13 protein-coding genes and 1 riboswitch are annotated in these 17,635 nt (G+C 51.3%); of the genes, 10 read left to right on the forward strand and 3 right to left on the reverse strand.

Annotated elements, in window-relative coordinates:
* Nucleotides 1-72: 72 nt before the first annotated feature.
* Nucleotides 73-152, reverse strand: a riboswitch (ZMP/ZTP riboswitch).
* A gap of 328 nt (nt 153-480) precedes the next feature.
* A complete protein-coding gene (locus DXD12_RS05540) occupies nt 481-2,079 on the forward strand; it encodes a hypothetical protein (RefSeq protein ID WP_146143916.1) in 1,599 nt (532 codons plus the stop codon).
* 96 nt (nt 2,080-2,175) lie between these two features.
* On the opposite strand, the gene DXD12_RS05545 is transcribed toward DXD12_RS05540, so the two are convergent.
* On the reverse strand, nt 2,176-2,988 hold the full coding sequence (locus DXD12_RS05545) for an amidohydrolase family protein (RefSeq protein WP_022359467.1): 813 nt from the start codon (nt 2,986-2,988) through the stop codon (nt 2,176-2,178).
* Nucleotides 2,989-3,399: 411 nt separating this feature from the next.
* Between DXD12_RS05545 and DXD12_RS05550 the strand changes: the two genes are divergently transcribed.
* Entirely contained in the window at nt 3,400-5,046 is a 1,647-nt protein-coding gene (locus DXD12_RS05550) for a DEAD/DEAH box helicase (protein ID WP_107000818.1), read from the forward strand.
* Nucleotides 5,047-5,433: 387 nt separating this feature from the next.
* On the opposite strand, the gene DXD12_RS05560 is transcribed toward DXD12_RS05550, so the two are convergent.
* Both DXD12_RS05560 and lepB read right to left on the reverse strand, forming a co-directional pair.
* Nucleotides 5,434-6,753 (reverse strand): aspartate kinase, encoded by a 1,320-nt coding sequence (locus DXD12_RS05560; protein ID WP_107000817.1) that lies wholly within the window; start codon nt 6,751-6,753, stop codon nt 5,434-5,436.
* A 35-nt stretch (nt 6,754-6,788) separates the two neighbouring features.
* Nucleotides 6,789-7,301 carry a signal peptidase I gene (gene lepB, locus DXD12_RS05565; protein ID WP_227589452.1) on the reverse strand — a complete coding sequence of 171 codons (513 nt, stop codon included), beginning with the start codon at nt 7,299-7,301 and terminating at the stop codon, nt 6,789-6,791.
* Between the two features lie 549 nt (nt 7,302-7,850).
* Between lepB and glgB the strand changes: the two genes are divergently transcribed.
* The 8 genes from glgB (at nt 7,851) to DXD12_RS05605 (ending at nt 17,382) form a co-directional block, all read left to right on the forward strand.
* A complete protein-coding gene (gene glgB / locus DXD12_RS05570) occupies nt 7,851-10,373 on the forward strand; it encodes a 1,4-alpha-glucan branching protein GlgB (protein ID WP_227589443.1) in 2,523 nt (840 codons plus the stop codon).
* A 21-nt stretch (nt 10,374-10,394) separates the two neighbouring features.
* Entirely contained in the window at nt 10,395-11,285 is an 891-nt protein-coding gene (locus DXD12_RS05575; protein ID WP_118469049.1) for a mechanosensitive ion channel family protein, read from the forward strand.
* A 43-nt stretch (nt 11,286-11,328) separates the two neighbouring features.
* The gene (locus DXD12_RS05580) at nt 11,329-11,892 is read left to right on the forward strand and encodes an HD domain-containing protein (RefSeq protein WP_118637762.1); all 564 of its coding nucleotides are present in this window, start codon (nt 11,329-11,331) and stop codon (nt 11,890-11,892) included.
* A gap of 146 nt (nt 11,893-12,038) precedes the next feature.
* Nucleotides 12,039-12,719 (forward strand): serine O-acetyltransferase, encoded by a 681-nt coding sequence (cysE, locus tag DXD12_RS05585; protein ID WP_022359459.1) that lies wholly within the window; start codon nt 12,039-12,041, stop codon nt 12,717-12,719.
* A gap of 82 nt (nt 12,720-12,801) precedes the next feature.
* Nucleotides 12,802-14,373, forward strand: a complete 1,572-nt coding sequence (locus tag DXD12_RS05590; protein ID WP_118637764.1) for an SPOCS domain-containing protein — start codon at nt 12,802-12,804, stop codon at nt 14,371-14,373.
* Between the two features lie 467 nt (nt 14,374-14,840).
* Complete coding sequence (locus DXD12_RS05595; protein ID WP_022359457.1) at nt 14,841-15,113, forward strand: GIY-YIG nuclease family protein; 273 nt, start codon at nt 14,841-14,843, stop codon at nt 15,111-15,113.
* Between the two features lie 292 nt (nt 15,114-15,405).
* Complete coding sequence (locus DXD12_RS05600; RefSeq protein WP_118637766.1) at nt 15,406-16,860, forward strand: metallophosphoesterase; 1,455 nt, start codon at nt 15,406-15,408, stop codon at nt 16,858-16,860.
* Between the two features lie 24 nt (nt 16,861-16,884).
* Nucleotides 16,885-17,382: an 8-oxo-dGTP diphosphatase gene (locus DXD12_RS05605; protein ID WP_107000811.1), complete on the forward strand. Its 498-nt coding sequence runs from the start codon at nt 16,885-16,887 to the stop codon at nt 17,380-17,382.
* Nucleotides 17,383-17,635: the final 253 nt, after the last annotated feature.

A 17,635-nucleotide genomic window follows, 5' to 3' on the forward strand; every position in this document is an offset into this window, starting at 1 on the left:
CTGGTTGAAAAATTTCGATCCCAGCAGAGACAGTGAGAGTGAAAAAAAGTAAAAAAATACCCACGGTCTGTGCTGTGACGCCCAGACGGTCGGCAATTTCCAGTCATACTTCATGTGGTTGATCCACTTATCCGTCAGTTGTATGACTGCTATGTTTAAGATATATCAGAACCGAAGAGGAATGTCAAGCTATATTTTGGGGAAGAGGTAGCAGTGAAGAGGTAACAGTTCAAGTCCGTAGCTGTTCACAGTAACAAAAAGAGTGCCGGAAAGAGTGGACATTTGGCAAATGACTTGATAAAATGAGTAAAGTTTTAGGGCAGATGGGAATGAAAAAGGGATAAAAAGTTGCTGGGCACGATGCTTGAACAGTAATGATGAAACCTGAATTTGACAGAAATGACAGAAGTGAGGAAGAAAATGCTGGAAAAATTTTGTGTCGGGCTGGTGCGGATTTTGTTGGGAGGAATTCTTTTTTTCATGACACTGCTCAGCGCGGTTGTGACCTGCCGGGTCTATGGAGGTTCTGAGATTGTACAGTATGGAAGGGACAGTCTGTTTCTGCACCTGTTTTTTGGTGCGGGTGTGATTGGACTGACGGTGTTTTACAGGCGGAGAAAGGAACGAAAGTGCCGGAAGAACCAGTGGCTTCTTTTAGCGGCTGCTGCCTATCTTTTTTGGATTCTCCTTGTCCCGTCCTGGGGCGGTTCTGACTCCCATCAGTGTATGGCGTCCGCGCAAGGACTTCTGCAGGGCGATTTCAGCGCCTGGGAGCCGGTGGCGTATTCATATGGGACAGCGGAAGGACCGCTTGGGTATGCGTACACTTACCCGTCTCAGAACGGGCTGATTCTCTATATGGCAGTGCTGGCATTTTTCTTTGGAGATGCGGCGTATGTAGTTTTCCAGATTTTAAATATCGGATTTTTTATTCTGGGAATCGTGAGCCTGCAGCGGATGACGGTCTGGGGAAACGAAAGGTGCAGCTTGCTTTTGTGGATGGCGTGCTGTCTGCCATTTTCTTTCTATATCCTCTTCGTGTACGGCACGATGCCAGGATTTGGACTTTCGTGTCTGGCGATGGAACGTCTGGTGCGGTATGTGGAAGAGGGGCGGGGAAGAGACTTCTGGATTGGCGCGGCAGCAGTAGCGGCGGCGGTGATCCTCAAGTCGAATTATGAGATTGTGCTGGTGGCGCTGTTTTTGTATCTGGCATCCTCGGGAGTCTTTCGAAGGAAAGCACGCCTGCTGGTGGCAGCGGTGCTTCTGATTACAGTGTATGTGATTGGAAACCGGGGGATTCAAACAGGAATTTCTTCTGTGACCGGACGCACGGTATCGGACGGTGCGCCGATGATTGCCTGGGTGCAGATGGGACTGGAGGAGAGCAAACGTGGACCGGGCTGGTACAATGGCTATCAGGTAAAACTCTTTCAGAAGGCAGATGGGGATGCGGATCTGGCGGCCGCATGGGCGCAGGCAGATTTGCGGAAAACGATTTCAGATATGGCAGAGGAACCGGCGAAAGCCGCTGATTTCTTTGTTCGGAAGATCGAGTCAATCTGGGCGGAACCGACCTTTCAGAGTCTCTGGATCCAGGAGGTGGGAAATACCTCCTGGGCGGAGGGAAGCCCGCCATGGGAGCTTTTCAAGGAAGAAGGGGGTCTGAACCGGCTCTATGTTTTTGCGGCGAATCTGGTGCAGACGTTTGTGTATGCGATGGCATGTGTATGGGTGATTGCCGGGATGAGTGCCAAAGGAAGCCGAAGTAAGCATGTCCTGATGAACCGAACATGGGAAAAGAGGATAGAAGCAGAAAAGGCAGAAAAAACTGTGAAAGCTGTGAAAAAACAGGGAATGGAAACGGTCTGGGAGAGGCAGGAACGTGGAGAAACGGACAGATGGGGGATGCTGCTTCCGGGAATCGTGTTTATTGGGGGATTCCTGTTCCATCTGGTCTGGGAGGCAAAGGGGCAGTATTCGGTGGTGTATTTTATGCTGCTGCTGCCGTATGCGTATCTGGGGATGGAAAGAGTGGCGGATGTATTTTTAGATGTGACAGGTGCCGGGAAAGAATGATGTTTTGAGATAAAAAAGATACTGGGAACAGCCTGAAATAAGCCGTTTTCAGTATCTTTTTTATGGTTTAAAAGAGCTATGATTTCTAAAAATCCATTAAAAATTGCAATGATAAATCCGCTCCGCCGCCTGATAGAACACAGTTTCCCAGTATTTTTCCGGAATCAGCCGTTTCGTAATTTCGATGTAATCTTCATAGTTGGCGAGCGGCCAGTCGGTGCCGAACATGAGCTTATCATAGTCGCGGATGTAGGCAAGCCAGGTTTTCAGGGTGCTGATATACCCGCTCTGCTCTTCCAGAAACTCCGGAATGTCAAATTTGCCCTCTAAAAGCCCAGAGAGGTCGGCGGCGACATTTTCATTTTTCTCGACAACGGCGGCGGCATCCATCAGCCACGGGTTGCCGAAGTGGCACATGACGAACTGGACATCCGGATGGCGGACGGCGGCTTCATCGAGGGTCAGCGGATGGCTGTATTTGATGAATGCTTTGGAACCGGCGGTCTGTCCGGTGTGGATGGCAACCGGCTTTTTATACGCCTTGGCGAGGTCGTAGATCGGTTCGAAGCGCTCGTCGGTAACGTAGATGGAATCATATCCCGGATAGAGTTTGATGCCGACGCAGGTATTCCGTTTTAAGTTTTCTTCGACAAGATCGCATGTCTTCTGAATCTTTTCCGGCGTCAGTTTTCGTGCTTCGACGCCGACGCAATAGCGCAGAAAATCCGGGTATGTGTGATTATCCGGGTGAACGCCGCGGTTTCCCATGACGATGCCGCCGACGATATTATATTTCTGAAAGCATTCCCGCAGATGCTCTTCATTATTGATATGACCGGCTTCGATGGCAATCTCATCGAAATGCGGGTAACCGGGACAAAAGTGCAAATGTGAATCAATGATTTTCATAATGATAACAGGCGCCTGTATCAAAAACCTTTTGGAAAAAGAACGGCGCTGTCCTCCTTTCTGCTGTGATGTATGTCTGGAAGTTTTGAGAAAATCCGGTGCAACAAAACTTCGGGTGTATATAAATAAGAAATGCAGTGACAGTCCGGCAGGTTCATAGAGCATGCAGCAACTGTATGAAATCAACTGTTAGTGTAGTCCCAAATGGGGTGGATGTCAAATTTTTCTCCATCTGTTTGACATCCACACTATGATCTGGTATAGTGATAGCTATGCGTATTGCAAAGGGGCAAACTGCCTCTTTCTTTTTTTGTAAATATTCCGGAAGAATGCAAAAAAGATAACTAATATGATATATGAAATGTATCTCCGGAATGTGCAGACCGTTAATCAGACAATGAAAGGAATAGAATGGAAACAATCAGATTTGAAGATTTAGAGTTAGATGCAAAGATCATGCGTGCGATCACCGATATGGGGTTCGAGGCGGCTTCTCCGATTCAGGGACAGGCGATTCCGCTGGAACTGCAGGGACTGGATATCATCGGACAGGCACAGACCGGTACCGGTAAGACGGCTGCGTTTGGTATTCCGCTGTTACAGAAGATCGATCCGAAGAATAAGAAGCCGCAGGCGATCATTCTCTGCCCGACCCGTGAACTTGCCATCCAGGTATCTGAGGAGATCCGCCGCCTGGCAAAATACATGCACGGTGTCAAGGTTCTGCCGATCTACGGCGGACAGGAGATCGGACGTCAGATCCGTTCCCTCAAGGATGGTGTGCAGGTTATCATCGGTACGCCGGGGCGTGTGATGGATCACATGCGCCGCAAAACCGTCAAGATGGATCAGATCCACACGGTTGTCCTCGACGAGGCGGACGAGATGCTGAACATGGGCTTTTTAGAGGATATGGAAACCATCTTAAGCGCACTGCCGGAGGAGAGACAGACGCTGATGTTCTCAGCGACGATGCCGCAGGCGATTCAGCGGATCGCGACGAACTTCCAGAAAGATCCGCAGATTGTGCGCGTGGTCAAGAAAGAGCTGACCGTTCCGAAGGTAACCCAGTATTATTATGAAGTAAAACCGAAGAATAAGCTGGAGGTTATGTGCCGTCTGCTGGATCTCTATGATCCGAAGCTCTCAGTGGTATTTTGCAACACGAAAAAGCAGGTCGATGAGCTGGTACAGGGCTTACAGGGACGCGGTTATTTTGCAGAAGGACTTCACGGCGATCTGAAACAGGAGCAGCGTGACCGTGTCATGCGTGCATTCCGTACCGGACGGACGGACATTCTGGTGGCAACGGATGTGGCAGCCCGCGGTATCGACGTCGATGATGTTGAGGCGGTATTCAACTATGATGTACCGCAGGATGACGAGTATTATGTACATCGCATCGGACGTACCGGCCGTGCCGGACGCGAGGGCAAGGCGTTTAACCTCGTAGTCGGCAAAGAGGTTTACAAGCTGCGCGAGATCCAGCGCTACTGCAAGACCCGCATCATTCCGCAGGCGATTCCGTCTCTGGACGATGTGACCTCCATCAAGGCAGATAAGATTCTCGACCAGGTGGGCGAGGTGCTGCAGGACAGCGATCTGAGCAAGGTGATCGATATTGTAGAAAAACGTGTGCTGGAAGAGGACTACACGACGCTCGATCTGGCAGCAGCGCTGCTCAAAATGATGATGGGCGAAGAGGGCGAGGAGCTCTTAGAGGAGAACCGCCCGCTGCGTGAGCTGGAGGATCTCGAGGATGAGAGCCGCCGCAGCCGTGGTGGAAGAAACGGCAGAGGAAGCCGTGGCAGAAATGAGGACGTAGCGCGTCTCTTCATCAACATCGGAAAGAACCAGGGCATCCGTCCGGGCGATATCCTCGGTGCGATCGCCGGAGAATCCGGCATGCCGGGACGTATGGTCGGAAGTATTGATATGTTCGATAATTACACATTCGTCGAGGTGCCGAGAGAGCATGCGGACGTTGTACTGCAGGCGATGCGCGGTGCGAAGATCAAGGGCAAGAACGTGCATATGGAGAAGGCGAACCGGAAGTAAAGAGCATATTGAAATTATATTTGGCATATGCTATAATGCCATTAGGCGAAAAGACAAAAGTGTTCAAAGTGGCACAAAAACAAATCCCTCAGGTGCGGGCACACCTGAGGGATTTTATTCCATTTGGGCGAGGTGGCTTAAGCCTCTGGCTGACTACCTAACGATGTCCGTCCAACCACTTGCATATGTAATAGGCGATTACACTTGCCACGACGGACACAAGAAAAGACAGAAATATATTCAAAATGGCACACCCCCTTTCTGCACCTGTCTAGGGGTGGTAGCTGTATTAGTATATCATAAAGATAAAATTATAAAAAGTCATCTTTGAGATGTTTTGTTTGTCTCAAAGATGACTTTTTATCTTAATAACTTTAAAATTTGCTCTTACAGCTCCGCCGTAATAAAAATATCATAAATCGCTTTCACAGCCGCCTCGAAATCTGCGTTCTTCACGCCGATGATGATGTTGAGTTCACTGGAACCCTGGTCGATCATCTTGACGTTGATGCGGGCGTGTGCCAGAGCGGAGAAGATGCGTCCGGCAGTGCCGCGGGTGGACTTCATGCCGCGTCCTACGACGGCGATGAGTGCTAAATCGGACTCAAGCTCGATGGAATCCGGCTGTACCGCGCGGTGGATGTTGGAGATAACGAACTGCTCATGCTGTTCGAATTCGGACTGGTGTACGAAGATGGTCATCGTGTCGATTCCGGACGGCATATGCTCGAAGGAAATACCGCAGTCCTCGAAGACACCCAGAACTTTTCTCCCAAACCCAATTTCGGAGTTCATCATCGCTTTCTCGATGGTAACAGAGCAGAAACCAGTCTTTCCGGCGATACCGGTGATGGTGTATTTCGGCTTCCGGCAGGTATTCTCGACGATGAGTGTACCCGGATCCTCCGGCTTGTTGGTGTTGCGGATGTTGATCGGGATGCCCTCGCGGCGTACCGGGAAGATGGCATCCTCATGAAGGACGCTGGCACCCATGTAAGCCAGTTCACGCAGTTCTTTGTAGGTGATGGTCTCGATCGGAACCGGATTTTCCACGATGCGCGGGTCGGTTACCAGGAAACCGGATACATCGGTCCAGTTCTCGTAGAGGTCTGCGTGAATCGCGCGGGCTACGATGGAGCCAGTGATATCCGAACCACCGCGGGAGAAGGTGTGTATCGTGCCGTCCGGATTGGACCCGTAGAAGCCTGGGATGACGGCGCGCTCAGTGTGCGCGAGGCGTTCGGACAGCTCTTCATTGGTTTTCTCGGACAGGAATGTACCATTCTCGTCAAAGAAGATTACCTCGGCTGCATCGATGAACTCATAGCCCAGGTAATGGGACATGATGATACCGTTTAAATACTCACCGCGGGAAGCTGCGTAATCGCTGCCTTTTTTTGCGATAAAGTTTTCCTCGATGGTCTTGAACTCATAATCGAGGTTTAAATTCAACTCCAGACCGTCGATGATCTGCTCATAGCGCTCTTTGATGGCGGAGAGAAGCTTGCCGTAGCTTGCGCCGGTGGAAGCTGCCTCGTAGCAGGCATAGAGCATATCGGTTACTTTGGTGTCATTTTTGTTGCGTTTGCCCGGAGCAGACGGTACAACGTAGCGTCTGGATTTATCAGCACGGATAATATCTCCGACTTTTTTGAACTGTTTTGCGCTGGCGAGGGAACTTCCGCCAAACTTTACTACTTTCTTCATGATGTTCTTTGTTCCTTCCTAAAGTAAATATTGGGTTAATTCAGTTTCTGGATCTTCGGAAAATACTGGAACAGTACCTTGGCAACCAGTTTGTCGCGCTTGACGTATTTGTGCGTCCAGCGGCGGGCGTCGTTGGAATAGTTCCGGTTGTCGCCCAGCATGAAATAGCAGCCATCCGGCACTTCGTAGTGCTGCGGTTCCTCCGGTTCCATCGGTTCATGCAGATACGGTTCGTCGAGCGGTGTATCGGAACCATTTAAGTATACCTTGCCGTCTACGATGTCGATCGTGTCGCCCGGCATACCAATGATACGTTTGACATAGTACGTTTTGATGCCTTTCGCTTCATCATCCGGATAAATGAAAATGGCGATGTCACCCCGCTGCGGATCTCCGAATTTGTAGCTTAACCGTGAGCCGATGACGCGGTCGCCAGCCATGATGGTCGTTTCCATCGAGCTGGTCGGGACTTCGCTGTTGGCGATGATGAAATGGTTGACGCAGAATGCGATAATAGCGGCGGCAACCAGAACCTGAATCCAGCTTATGACCTCGTCCTTGAGATTGAAGCCTTCCTTGCGGCTCTTGCCCTTCTTGGATTTTGCGGCATTTCCGGTACCTGAAGCGTTGTTGTTCTCTTCGGGCGTATCTTCCAAATCGTGTTCCGAAGAGTTCTGGCCTGGCTGGTTGATGCCGATTTTTCCGGCGCGGAGTTCATCGAGCATCTCATCCAGTTCCTGATCGGAACGCCCGGAGAAATTGCTTCGGGACGAAATATGGTCTCTATCTTGATCTTCCATATATATCTCCTCTCTCTGCTGTTGCTGTCTGTGTGACGTTATCTTATGGCACTTTCAGTTCCAAAGGTGTCTGCTACGGCAGTAACGTTTGTGCAACGCATGAGCAGTAATAGGCTACTGTAAATGGTAACCTTCTGACATAATAGTGTATATGAGATGCCTTGATTTATCAAGTTTTTTCACGAAATTTCGGGAAAATTCATAAATGTTTTGAAGTGTATGATTGTATTATTGGGCGCGGGATGCTAAAATGAAGCTAAAACCAAAAACCACAAAGGAACGCAAGGGGGCGTATGTATGGATAAAACATTATACGATCTGATGGACTGGGCTGGAATTGAAGAAATTGTCTATTCGGAAGCGGCAAACCCGCACCGGATGCTGGGAGCCCATATGACGCCGGAGGGAATGCTGGTACAGGCGTTTATTCCGACGGCGCGCGATATTACGGTCAAACTTTCGGCAACCGGCAAGCAGTACCAGATGGAGATGGCGGACGAGACTGGCTTTTTTGCGGCGCTGATTCCGCGCAAGACTCTGGCGGATTATACCCTCCTTGTGTTTTATGATAATGGTACGTTAAGCGAGATACACGATCCGTATTCCTTTGCACCGCAGTTTACGGAATCGGATTTGAAGAAATTCGAGGCGGGCGTCCACTACAGCATTTATAATAAGATGGGCGCGCATCCGATGACGGTCAAAGGTGTGAGCGGCGTCTATTTTGCAGTCTGGGCGCCGGAAGCGATGCGCGTGAGTGTCGTCGGTGATTTCAACCTGTGGGATGGCAGACGCAGCCAGATGCGGCGGTTGGGAGATTCGGGCGTGTTTGAGATTTTTATCCCGGAGCTAAAAAAGGGCGCTGTTTATAAATATGAAATTAAGTTCAAGAACGGCGACCCGGCGCTGAAGGCGGATCCGTATGCGAACTATGCGGAACTTAGACCGAACACGGCATCCATCGTCTGGGATCTGGACGAATATAAATGGAACGATCAGGACTGGATGAAGAAACGGGCGGCGCTCGACACGAAGACGGCGCCGATGTCGATCTATGAGGTGCATCTCGGTTCCTGGATGCGAAAACCGACCGAGGTGGATAAGAGAGGACGCGAGATTGTCGGATCAGAGTTTTACAATTACCGTGAGATCGCGGTCAAGCTGGCGGAATATGTGAAGGAAATGGGGTATACCCATGTGGAACTTCTGCCGGTCATGGAACATCCGCTGGATGCTTCGTGGGGCTATCAGGTGACGGGATATTACGCACCGACCAGCCGCTTCGGCACACCGGATGATTTCATGTATTTTATGGATTACCTGCACGGACAGGGGATTGGCGTTATCCTTGACTGGGTTCCGGCACATTTCCCACGTGATGCATGGGGCATGGCGCAGTTTGACGGAAGCTGCCTCTATGAGCACAAGGATCCGAGACAGGGGGCGCATCCGCACTGGGGTACGCTGATCTACAACTACGGCAGACCGGGGGTTTCAAACTTCCTGATTGCGAATGCGATGTTCTGGGCGGACCGCTATCACGCGGACGGCATCCGGTTTGATGCGGTGGCGTCGATGCTGTATCTGGATTATGGCAAGAATCCGGGTGAATGGATTGCCAATATGTACGGCGGTCATGAGAATCTGGAGGCGGTCGAGTTCTTAAAGCATCTGAACTCTGTCTTCAGGGGACGCAAGGACGGCGCGATTCTGATTGCCGAGGAATCGACGGCATGGCCGAAGGTTACCGGTGACGTGAAGAACGGCGGTCTTGGCTTTGATTATAAATGGAACATGGGCTGGATGAACGATTTTCTGGGCTATATGGAGCAGGATCCATATTTCCGGTGCCACCACTACAATGAACTGACCTTCAGCATGATTTACGCCTACAGTGAAAATTTCGTCCTCGTTTTCTCACATGACGAGGTGGTTCACGGAAAAGGTTCCCTGGTCAATAAGATGCCGGGACAGACGTTTGAGGACAAGTTTGCGAACCTGCGGGCGGCATACGGTTTTATGATGGGACATCCGGGCAAGAAACTCCTCTTCATGGGACAGGATTTCGCCCAGATGGATGAGTGGAATGAGAATGCATCGATCGAGTGGGAGCTGCTGCAGTATCCGATCCACAGCCAGATGAAGGAGTATGTGAAGGAGTTAAATCACTTTTATACCAGCCATCCGGCACTCTATCAGAAAGATTATCAGACGGAAGGCTTCGAGTGGATCAACTGCATGGATGCAGCGGACAATATCATTGCATTTCTCCGGCGCGGCGCGGATGAGACACTGCTCTTTGTCTGCAACTTTGCCCCGCAGCTGCATGAGAAGCTGACGGTCGGCGTACCGTTTAAGGGAAAATACAAAGAGATTTTCAACAGCGATGCGGAGAAGTTCGGCGGAAGCGGAAAGGTCAATCCGCGTATGAAGTCCTCGAAGGCAGAGGAATGTGATGGAAAGGAAAATTCCATCACGATCCAGCTGGCGCCGCTTGGCATCAGCGTCTTCAACTGCACGCCGACGGAGCCGGAGAAGAAAGAAAAACCGGCGAAGGCGAAAAAGACGACCCACAGCACTAAGAGTGTAAAAGAAAAGGCTGAAACCGATCTCCAGAGCATGATGGCGGATGCAGCGGCGGCATTCAATGGAAAAGCCGGGGGGACAGCTGCTGCGGCAGCAGAACGCCTGGCGGGTATTTCAGATAAGCTGGCAGAGGCGAAGGCGGGGCTTTCCTCCAAGATTATCAGTCTGTCCTCGATTGCGAGACGACAGGCGGGATTGGAAGAAGGTCTGGATAAAAAGGTGGGAAAAGAGTAAGTACAGGAAGGAATGAAATAGATGGCAACAGCGGCAGAGCTGACAGGCGAGGAGATCGCGGCGGTAGCAGAGTCACTATCGGATCCGGCAAATTTGAACGTGGATACGATGGCTGCGATCATGCACCGGATTGGCCCGGGGCTTATGGCATTGGGACAGAAGGTACTGGTGGCGCTCATCATTTTCCTGATTGGACGTAAGGTCATTTCGATGATCGAGAAGATGCTGTCCCGCTCGATGGAGCATGCCGGTATGGATGTGGGTGTGACTCGTTTCCTGCGGGCGCTGACCCAGTTTGTGATGAATGTCTTCCTGCTTTTTATGATTGCAGGGCAGCTTGGCATGGACAGCGCCTCGATTGTGGCGGTTCTTGGCGCGGCAGGTCTTGCGCTGAGTTTGGCGCTCCAGCAGAGTCTTGGAAACTTTGCGGGCGGACTCTTGATTTTAATTATGAAACCGTTCCGGGTGGGGGATTATATCATTTCCCCGTCCGGGGAGGGAAGGGTTTCGATGGTCGGGCTGGTTTACACGACTATCCTGACAACCGATAATAAAGCAATTACCATCCCGAATGGCACCCTTTCAAACTCAACCGTGACCAACGTGACGGCGATGGACAAGCGGATGCTGGAACTCAAGGTCGGTATCGCCTATGAGGCAGATATCCGGACGGCAAAGGCAGTGTTAGAGCGCGTTTACAGGGAACATCCGATGGTGAAGAAGGACGAGGACATCAAGGTATTTGTGGACAGCCTGGGCGACAGCAGCGTGGTGCTTGGTATCCGGGGCTGGGTAGAGACGTCCGATTACTGGCAGACGAGATGGGACATTCTGGAACGGATCAAGCTGTCATTTGACGAGGCGGGCATCGAAATTCCATACAACAAGATGGATGTACATTTGAAACAGTAGCAATCGTTTAAACAGTATAAGCAATATAGACAGAGGAACAACCATGATTGACAGAGCGGCAAAATTCGCAGAACAGGCGCATAAGGGCGCACATCGGAAGGGAACCAGAATTCCGTATATCGTTCATCCGCTGGAGACGGCGCTGATTGCGTCGATGCTGACGAACGATGAGGAGATACTGGCAGCGGCACTTCTGCATGATACGATCGAGGACACGGGTGTGACCTACGAGGATTTGAAACAGGAGTTTGGCACCCGGGTTGCAGATCTGGTCTTGGCGGAGAGCGAGGATAAGTCCAAAACCTGGATTGAGCGCAAGGGGCACACGCTGGAACATTTGAAAACAGCGAGTCCGGCGGAGAAGATCCTGACGATGGCGGACAAGCTGAGCAATATCCGCAGCATGGCGCGTGACTATCTGTTGGTCGGGGAGGAGCTCTGGCAGCGGTTTAATATGAAGGACAGAGAGAAACAGGCGTGGTATTACACGTCGATGATAGACCTTTTAAAGGACTTGAATGAGACACCGGAATATCAGGAATATGTGCGTCTCTGCGGCAAGGTATTTGGCGGGATCGCAGGGTGTTGTAGTTTACAAAAAATATGAACGGCAGCATAAAAACAACATAGGATGACAATGAGAAACTGCAGCAGCCAATCAGAAAGAATGGCTGTCGGAGAAGAGAAGGACGATAGGTTCTGGGATTTTGCGGAAACGGAAAGGTCATTCAGTTCAGTAAAAGGGTAAGAGACATGATTTTAAAAGATATTTGGATGGATGTAAAAGCGGTTCAGGAGCGAGATCCGGCTGCGAGAAATGCATTGGAGGTACTACTTTTATATCAGGGCGTACATGCCCTGATCTGGCACCGGGTGGCGCACTGGTTTTATGAGCACCATATGTTTTTCATTGCGCGCCTGATTTCACAGGTGGCACGTTTCTTTACATTGATTGAGATTCATCCGGGTGCACAGCTCGGACACGGTATTCTGATTGACCACGGCTGCGGCGTTGTCATCGGTGAGACGGCGGTGGTCGGCGACAACTGTACGATTTATCAGGGTGTGACGCTGGGCGGTGTCGGAACACAGAAGGGTAAACGTCATCCGACGCTGGGAAATAATGTGACGGTCGGTTCCGGCGCAAAGATTCTCGGTTCTTTCGAGGTCGGTGATAACTGTTCCGTAGCGGCAAATGCGGTTCTGCTCCGCCCGCTCGAGGAAAATACCACGGCTGTCGGCATTCCGGCGCGTCCGGTCAAGAAGGACGGCGTGGCGCTGCCGAAGAAGCAGAAGATGATCATCGGCGAGGACGATCAGCGTATTTTAGAGCAGATCGACGCGCTCCGGAAAGAGCTTCAGGAACTTAGAGAAGAGTCGGCAAACCTGCGGAAGGAACTGGAGGCAGTGCGGGCAGGACAGGAGAAAGCCTGACACAAAATTATTCATAACGCCCCTTTCGGCTGCATAAATTTCTTTGAGAGAAATGCGTGCGGTTTGGAAAGGGGCGTTTTTTATGATAGAGCTGATCAAAAAAGAGATACATATGAACCGGCAGAGGGGGACGGCGGTGTCGCAGCTGACGCTGGATGATGATTTTATTGTGCCGGATGCGCTGGATGATGCGGTGCAGATACTGCTGTCAGACGGGGAGGTTCAGATAGAGAATTCACGGATTCAGGGAGAAAAGGTGCTGATCCGGGGAAAGCTTGTGTTCCGGGTGCTGTACCGCCGGGAGTCGGGCGGGCTGCAGGCGATGGGCGGGGAGATCCCATTTGAGGAAACGGTCAATGTGCCGGAGCTTTCGGAGCGCGACTATACGCAGATCGCATGGAATATCGAAGATTTGAATATTACCTTGATTCATTCGCGCAAGCTGAGCGCCAAAGCGGTGCTGACGCTCACGGTGCGGGCGGAAAGCCGGGTCGATGCGCAGGCTGCCGCGGACGTCGAGACGGATGATGTGGGGCTGCAAGTCCTGAAGAGAAGCGTTCCGGCAGCGACGCTTGCAGTGCGGCGCAAAGATATCTACCGGGTCCGGGAGGAAGTAAGCGTATCGGCAAATAAGCCGAATATTGAGACGATTCTCTGGCAGGAGATGCGTCTTCGGGATGTTTCGGTGCGCCCGTTGGATGGAAAACTGCACCTGGACGGTGAATTGTCGGTGTTCCTGATTTACAGCGGCGAGGGCGAGCACACGCCGGTTCAGTGGTTGGAGGAGAGTATTCCGTTTTCCGGTGAGGTGGAACTCTCGGAGGCGGTGGAGGAGATGATCCCGGCGGTCGGGGTCCGGATTCTTCATGCAGAGGCGGGCAAAAAGCCGGACAGCGATGGGGAGATGCGCGAAGTGGAAGTGGAGGCGGTGCTGGAGCTGGACATCCGCCTTTATAAAGAAGAATCAGTGGAACTTTTAAGCGATCTCTATTCGACCGGCTGCGAGGTCGTGAGCGAGCAGGGGGAGGTGTGCTTTGACCGGCTTTTGACGCGCAACAGCTGCAAAATGCGGGTGGGGGGAAGCGTTTCTTTTCAGAAACCGGAGCGAATTCTGCAGATTTGCCACAGCAGTGGGATTGTCCGGCTGGATGAGAGCCGCCCGTCAGAAAACGGTCTGGCGATCGAGGGAGTGCTGGAAGTCAGTCTCCTGTATCTGACGGATGATGACGCGGCGCCGGTCGGGGCAATTTCTGAGGTTCTTCCATTTTCCGGCACGGTCGAGGCGGAGGGGATCCGGGAAGACTGCGTCTGGCAGTTGAATCTGGGGCTGGAACAGCTCGGCGCGGTGATGCTGGGCGGCGGTGAGGCGGAGGTCAAGGCGCAGCTCACGGTGGAACTGCTTGTATTCCAGCCGATGCAGGAAGAGGTGGTTACATCCGTGCAGACACAGCCGTTCGATTTAAAGCGCTGGGAGCAGCAGCCAGGGATTGTGGGTTATATTGTGCAGCCGGGGGATTCTCTGTGGAAAATTGCAAAAAAATTCCACACGACGGTGGATCAGGTGCGGGAAATGAATGAAATCGACGGGGAGGAAGCCGGAGCAGGGGCGCGGCTGCTTCTGATCAAAGAGGTAACGGCGGGTAACTGTTCATAGGTAGGAATTTTAGAGAGAAAAAATCGTTTCTGTTCACGGGTGGGCACTTTTGGGACCGAAAGTGCCGTAAGAAAACGTGGTGGCAGCAGGAATTTGCCGTATTGAAATTCGAAGCCACGGCAAATTCCGTTACTGGACACGTATGCGTGTACAGTAACAAAAAATCCAGCCGGAATGGTTGCATTTGGGGGAAAACTTTATATACTATTATTGTAACGGTTCAATATCTTCACAGTTACAAGCAAAAATCCATGCAGATTTGACTTTGACAAAGGATTTTCGCCTTGTAAGCCAGGAAAACGCATCCGGCCGGTGCTTGATGATAGATCCGGGGAAGGAGTTTCCCGAACCGGGCGGTGCCCGTGCATTGCAAGGCGCGGCGCCGTTTACATAGGGCGTCCGGATGCGTTTTCCTGTGTACTGAGAAATTTTTGTCGGGAGTGCGAACCATAAAGGCAGGATGAGGCATGAATTATACATATCTTTTGCGCTGCGCGGACGGAACCTTGTACTGCGGGTGGACGAACCATCTGGCAGCGCGGGTGGCGGCACACAATGCCGGGAAAGGTGCAAAATACACGAAAACCCGCCGTCCGGTAGTGCTGGCATACTATGAAGAATATGCGACGCGCAGCGAGGCGATGCGCCGGGAGGCAGCGATCAAGAAACTGACCAAAAAGGAAAAAGAGGCGATGGCAGCGCTGGGACGGACGGAGCTTCCGGTGGATGACGAGACGTAGATATATCGCGCCGGGGCAGATTATGTACGAAGAATTGGTACAAACAATAGCGGTAAAGGCAAGAAACAGCAGTAGAAATTGGTAACTGTTCAGTAGGTCTGCACATTTACTGTGCTGACCGTACGAAAACATGGGCCAGCAGGCAAAAATCCCATTGCCGTAGGCAATTTTTAATGGATTTTTGCGCGTGACTGTGAAGGTACTGAACAGTTACAGAAATTGAAAGATAGAGAGAAAACAGGAGCGGATAGGTACAGTGAGAAAAAGTAGAAGAAACAAAGGATGTATAGTGATGGCAACAGTCCTTCTGGCAGCGCTGCTTGGCGGCTGTTCGTTTCTATCGAAGGAGGCAGACGCGACGGAGGTTTCCAGCAAGGCGGAAACGGAAAGTCCGGGTGCCACACAGGAGTCGGAGACTGAGACAGCTGAGACAGAGGAGACACAGGAGAGCCATGAGGCTGCCGAAGACGAAGAAAGCGGGGAAGAGGAAACCGAGGACCATTTCGTGGAAAAGAAGATCGTGGTGGCAACGGATATGCACTATTTTGCCGAGAAACTGGCAGGAAACCGCTGTGATTCCTTTGTCGGAATGGCGAGGGGCGGAGACGGGCGCGTGCTGGAGTACGGCTGGGAGGTCATGGACGCCTTTCTCGATGATATGAAGAAGGAAGATCCAGACCTCCTGATTCTGAGCGGAGATCTGACGCTGGACGGAGAGAAAGCGAGCCATGAGGAACTGGCAGAACTTCTGGAAGGACTCAGCGAGGCGGGAATTGAGGTCGCGGTTATACCGGGAAACCACGATATCAATAACCCGGATGCCCGCCGCTATACGGCGGATGGAGTGGAAAAGGTGGAGTCCATCACAGCGGACGAGTTCCGGGATATCTATGCTGATTTTGGCTATGTAGCGGCGGACAGCCGGGATCCGGCATCGCTGAGTTATCTTTATAAGATAGACAGTGCAAACTGGGTGCTGATGCTGGATTCCTGTCAGTATGAACCGAAAAATGAGGTCGGCGGCATGATCCGCCGGGAAACGTATGAGTGGATGGAGCCGATTCTGGAAGAGGCGGAGCGGGAAGGCGCCCGCGTGATATCCGTCAGCCATCATAACCTGCTGGATGAGAGCGGAGTGAGCCGGACCTTTTATGACAACTGTACGATCGAGCACAACGAGGAACTGGTGCGGATGCTGTCGGATCATGGCGTGCGCCTGCACTTGAGCGGACATCTGCATATCCAGCATTATAAGGAAGACGAGGACACGGGCATCTATGAGGTTGTGACGGGTTCCATGGTGATGGCTCCGTGCCATTACGGGATTGTCCGCATCTGGAACGACGGGACCTACCAGTATGATGCGAAACCTGTCGATGTGGACGGCTGGGCGATACGCCACTCGTACCACAACCGAGATCTGGCAGATTTTACGGCTTATTCGGAGTCGATCCTGCGTCGGGCGGCAATCCGCGATGCAATTCGGGATCTGAATCGCCATATCGAGGATCGCCATGCATTTTTTACGGACGAGAAGAAACAGGAAATGGCTTCGTACTACGCGGATCTGTGCGTGAATTATTATGAAGGACGGATGTATCAGATCGAGGAAGCCGCAAAGGAAAATCCGGTGCTGGAAGATTGGAACAAGATCGGCTATGTCAGCGAACTGAGCGATTTTCTGCAGAATATCCTGGAGGACGAGGCGAAGGACTACGGGCATCTGAAGATTCCGAGCGTACATTAAATAAAAATGGAGGTACCAAGAGGCATGGGAGAGACAAAAAAACAGCGTTCGCCGCTGACAACGCTCTGCTACATTGAAAAAGACGATTCATATCTGATGCTGCACCGCATCAAGAAGAAACAGGATGTGAATGAAGGAAAATGGATTGGCGTCGGCGGACATTTTGAGGAGAATGAAAGCCCGGAGAACTGCCTGCTGCGCGAAGTGAAGGAGGAGACAGGGCTGACTCTGACTTCCTGGCGCTTCCGCGGAATCGTGACGTTTATCGCGAAAGGCTGGCCGACGGAATATATGTGCCTGTACACGGCGGATGGATTTGAGGGAACGCTTCGCGAATGTGACGAGGGCGAGCTTGCCTGGGTGGCGAAAAAGGATGTATCGGCTCTGCGGCTCTGGGACGGCGATCGGATCTTTTTGAAGCTTCTGATTGAAAGGGATACGTTTTTTTCATTGAAATTGTCATATGATGGGGACGAGCTGATAGAAACTGAGCTGGACGGGGTAAAAATTACATACAAATAAGCACGCAACTGCGGGTTGGTTGGGGAACGAGGGTTCTGCAGTGCGTGCTCATGAGGAATAATCAATATATGGGAACCGATTTTGGGGAAAATCGGGGTGGTTGGCTATGCCAGAAAGATAAGAAGATGAATTATTTTCTCTTGTTCCTTATCTTTAACTTGATTATATATCATTCATCGTATATAATCAAATATAAATAAGAAGATAATTATTATAAATTTTTTGTTATAGAATCACAAGTGGACAAAAGTGC

This window comes from Clostridium sp. TF11-13AC, assembly GCF_003481065.1.
In the GTDB taxonomy this organism is placed as follows: domain Bacteria; phylum Bacillota; class Clostridia; order Lachnospirales; family Lachnospiraceae; genus Otoolea; species Otoolea fessa.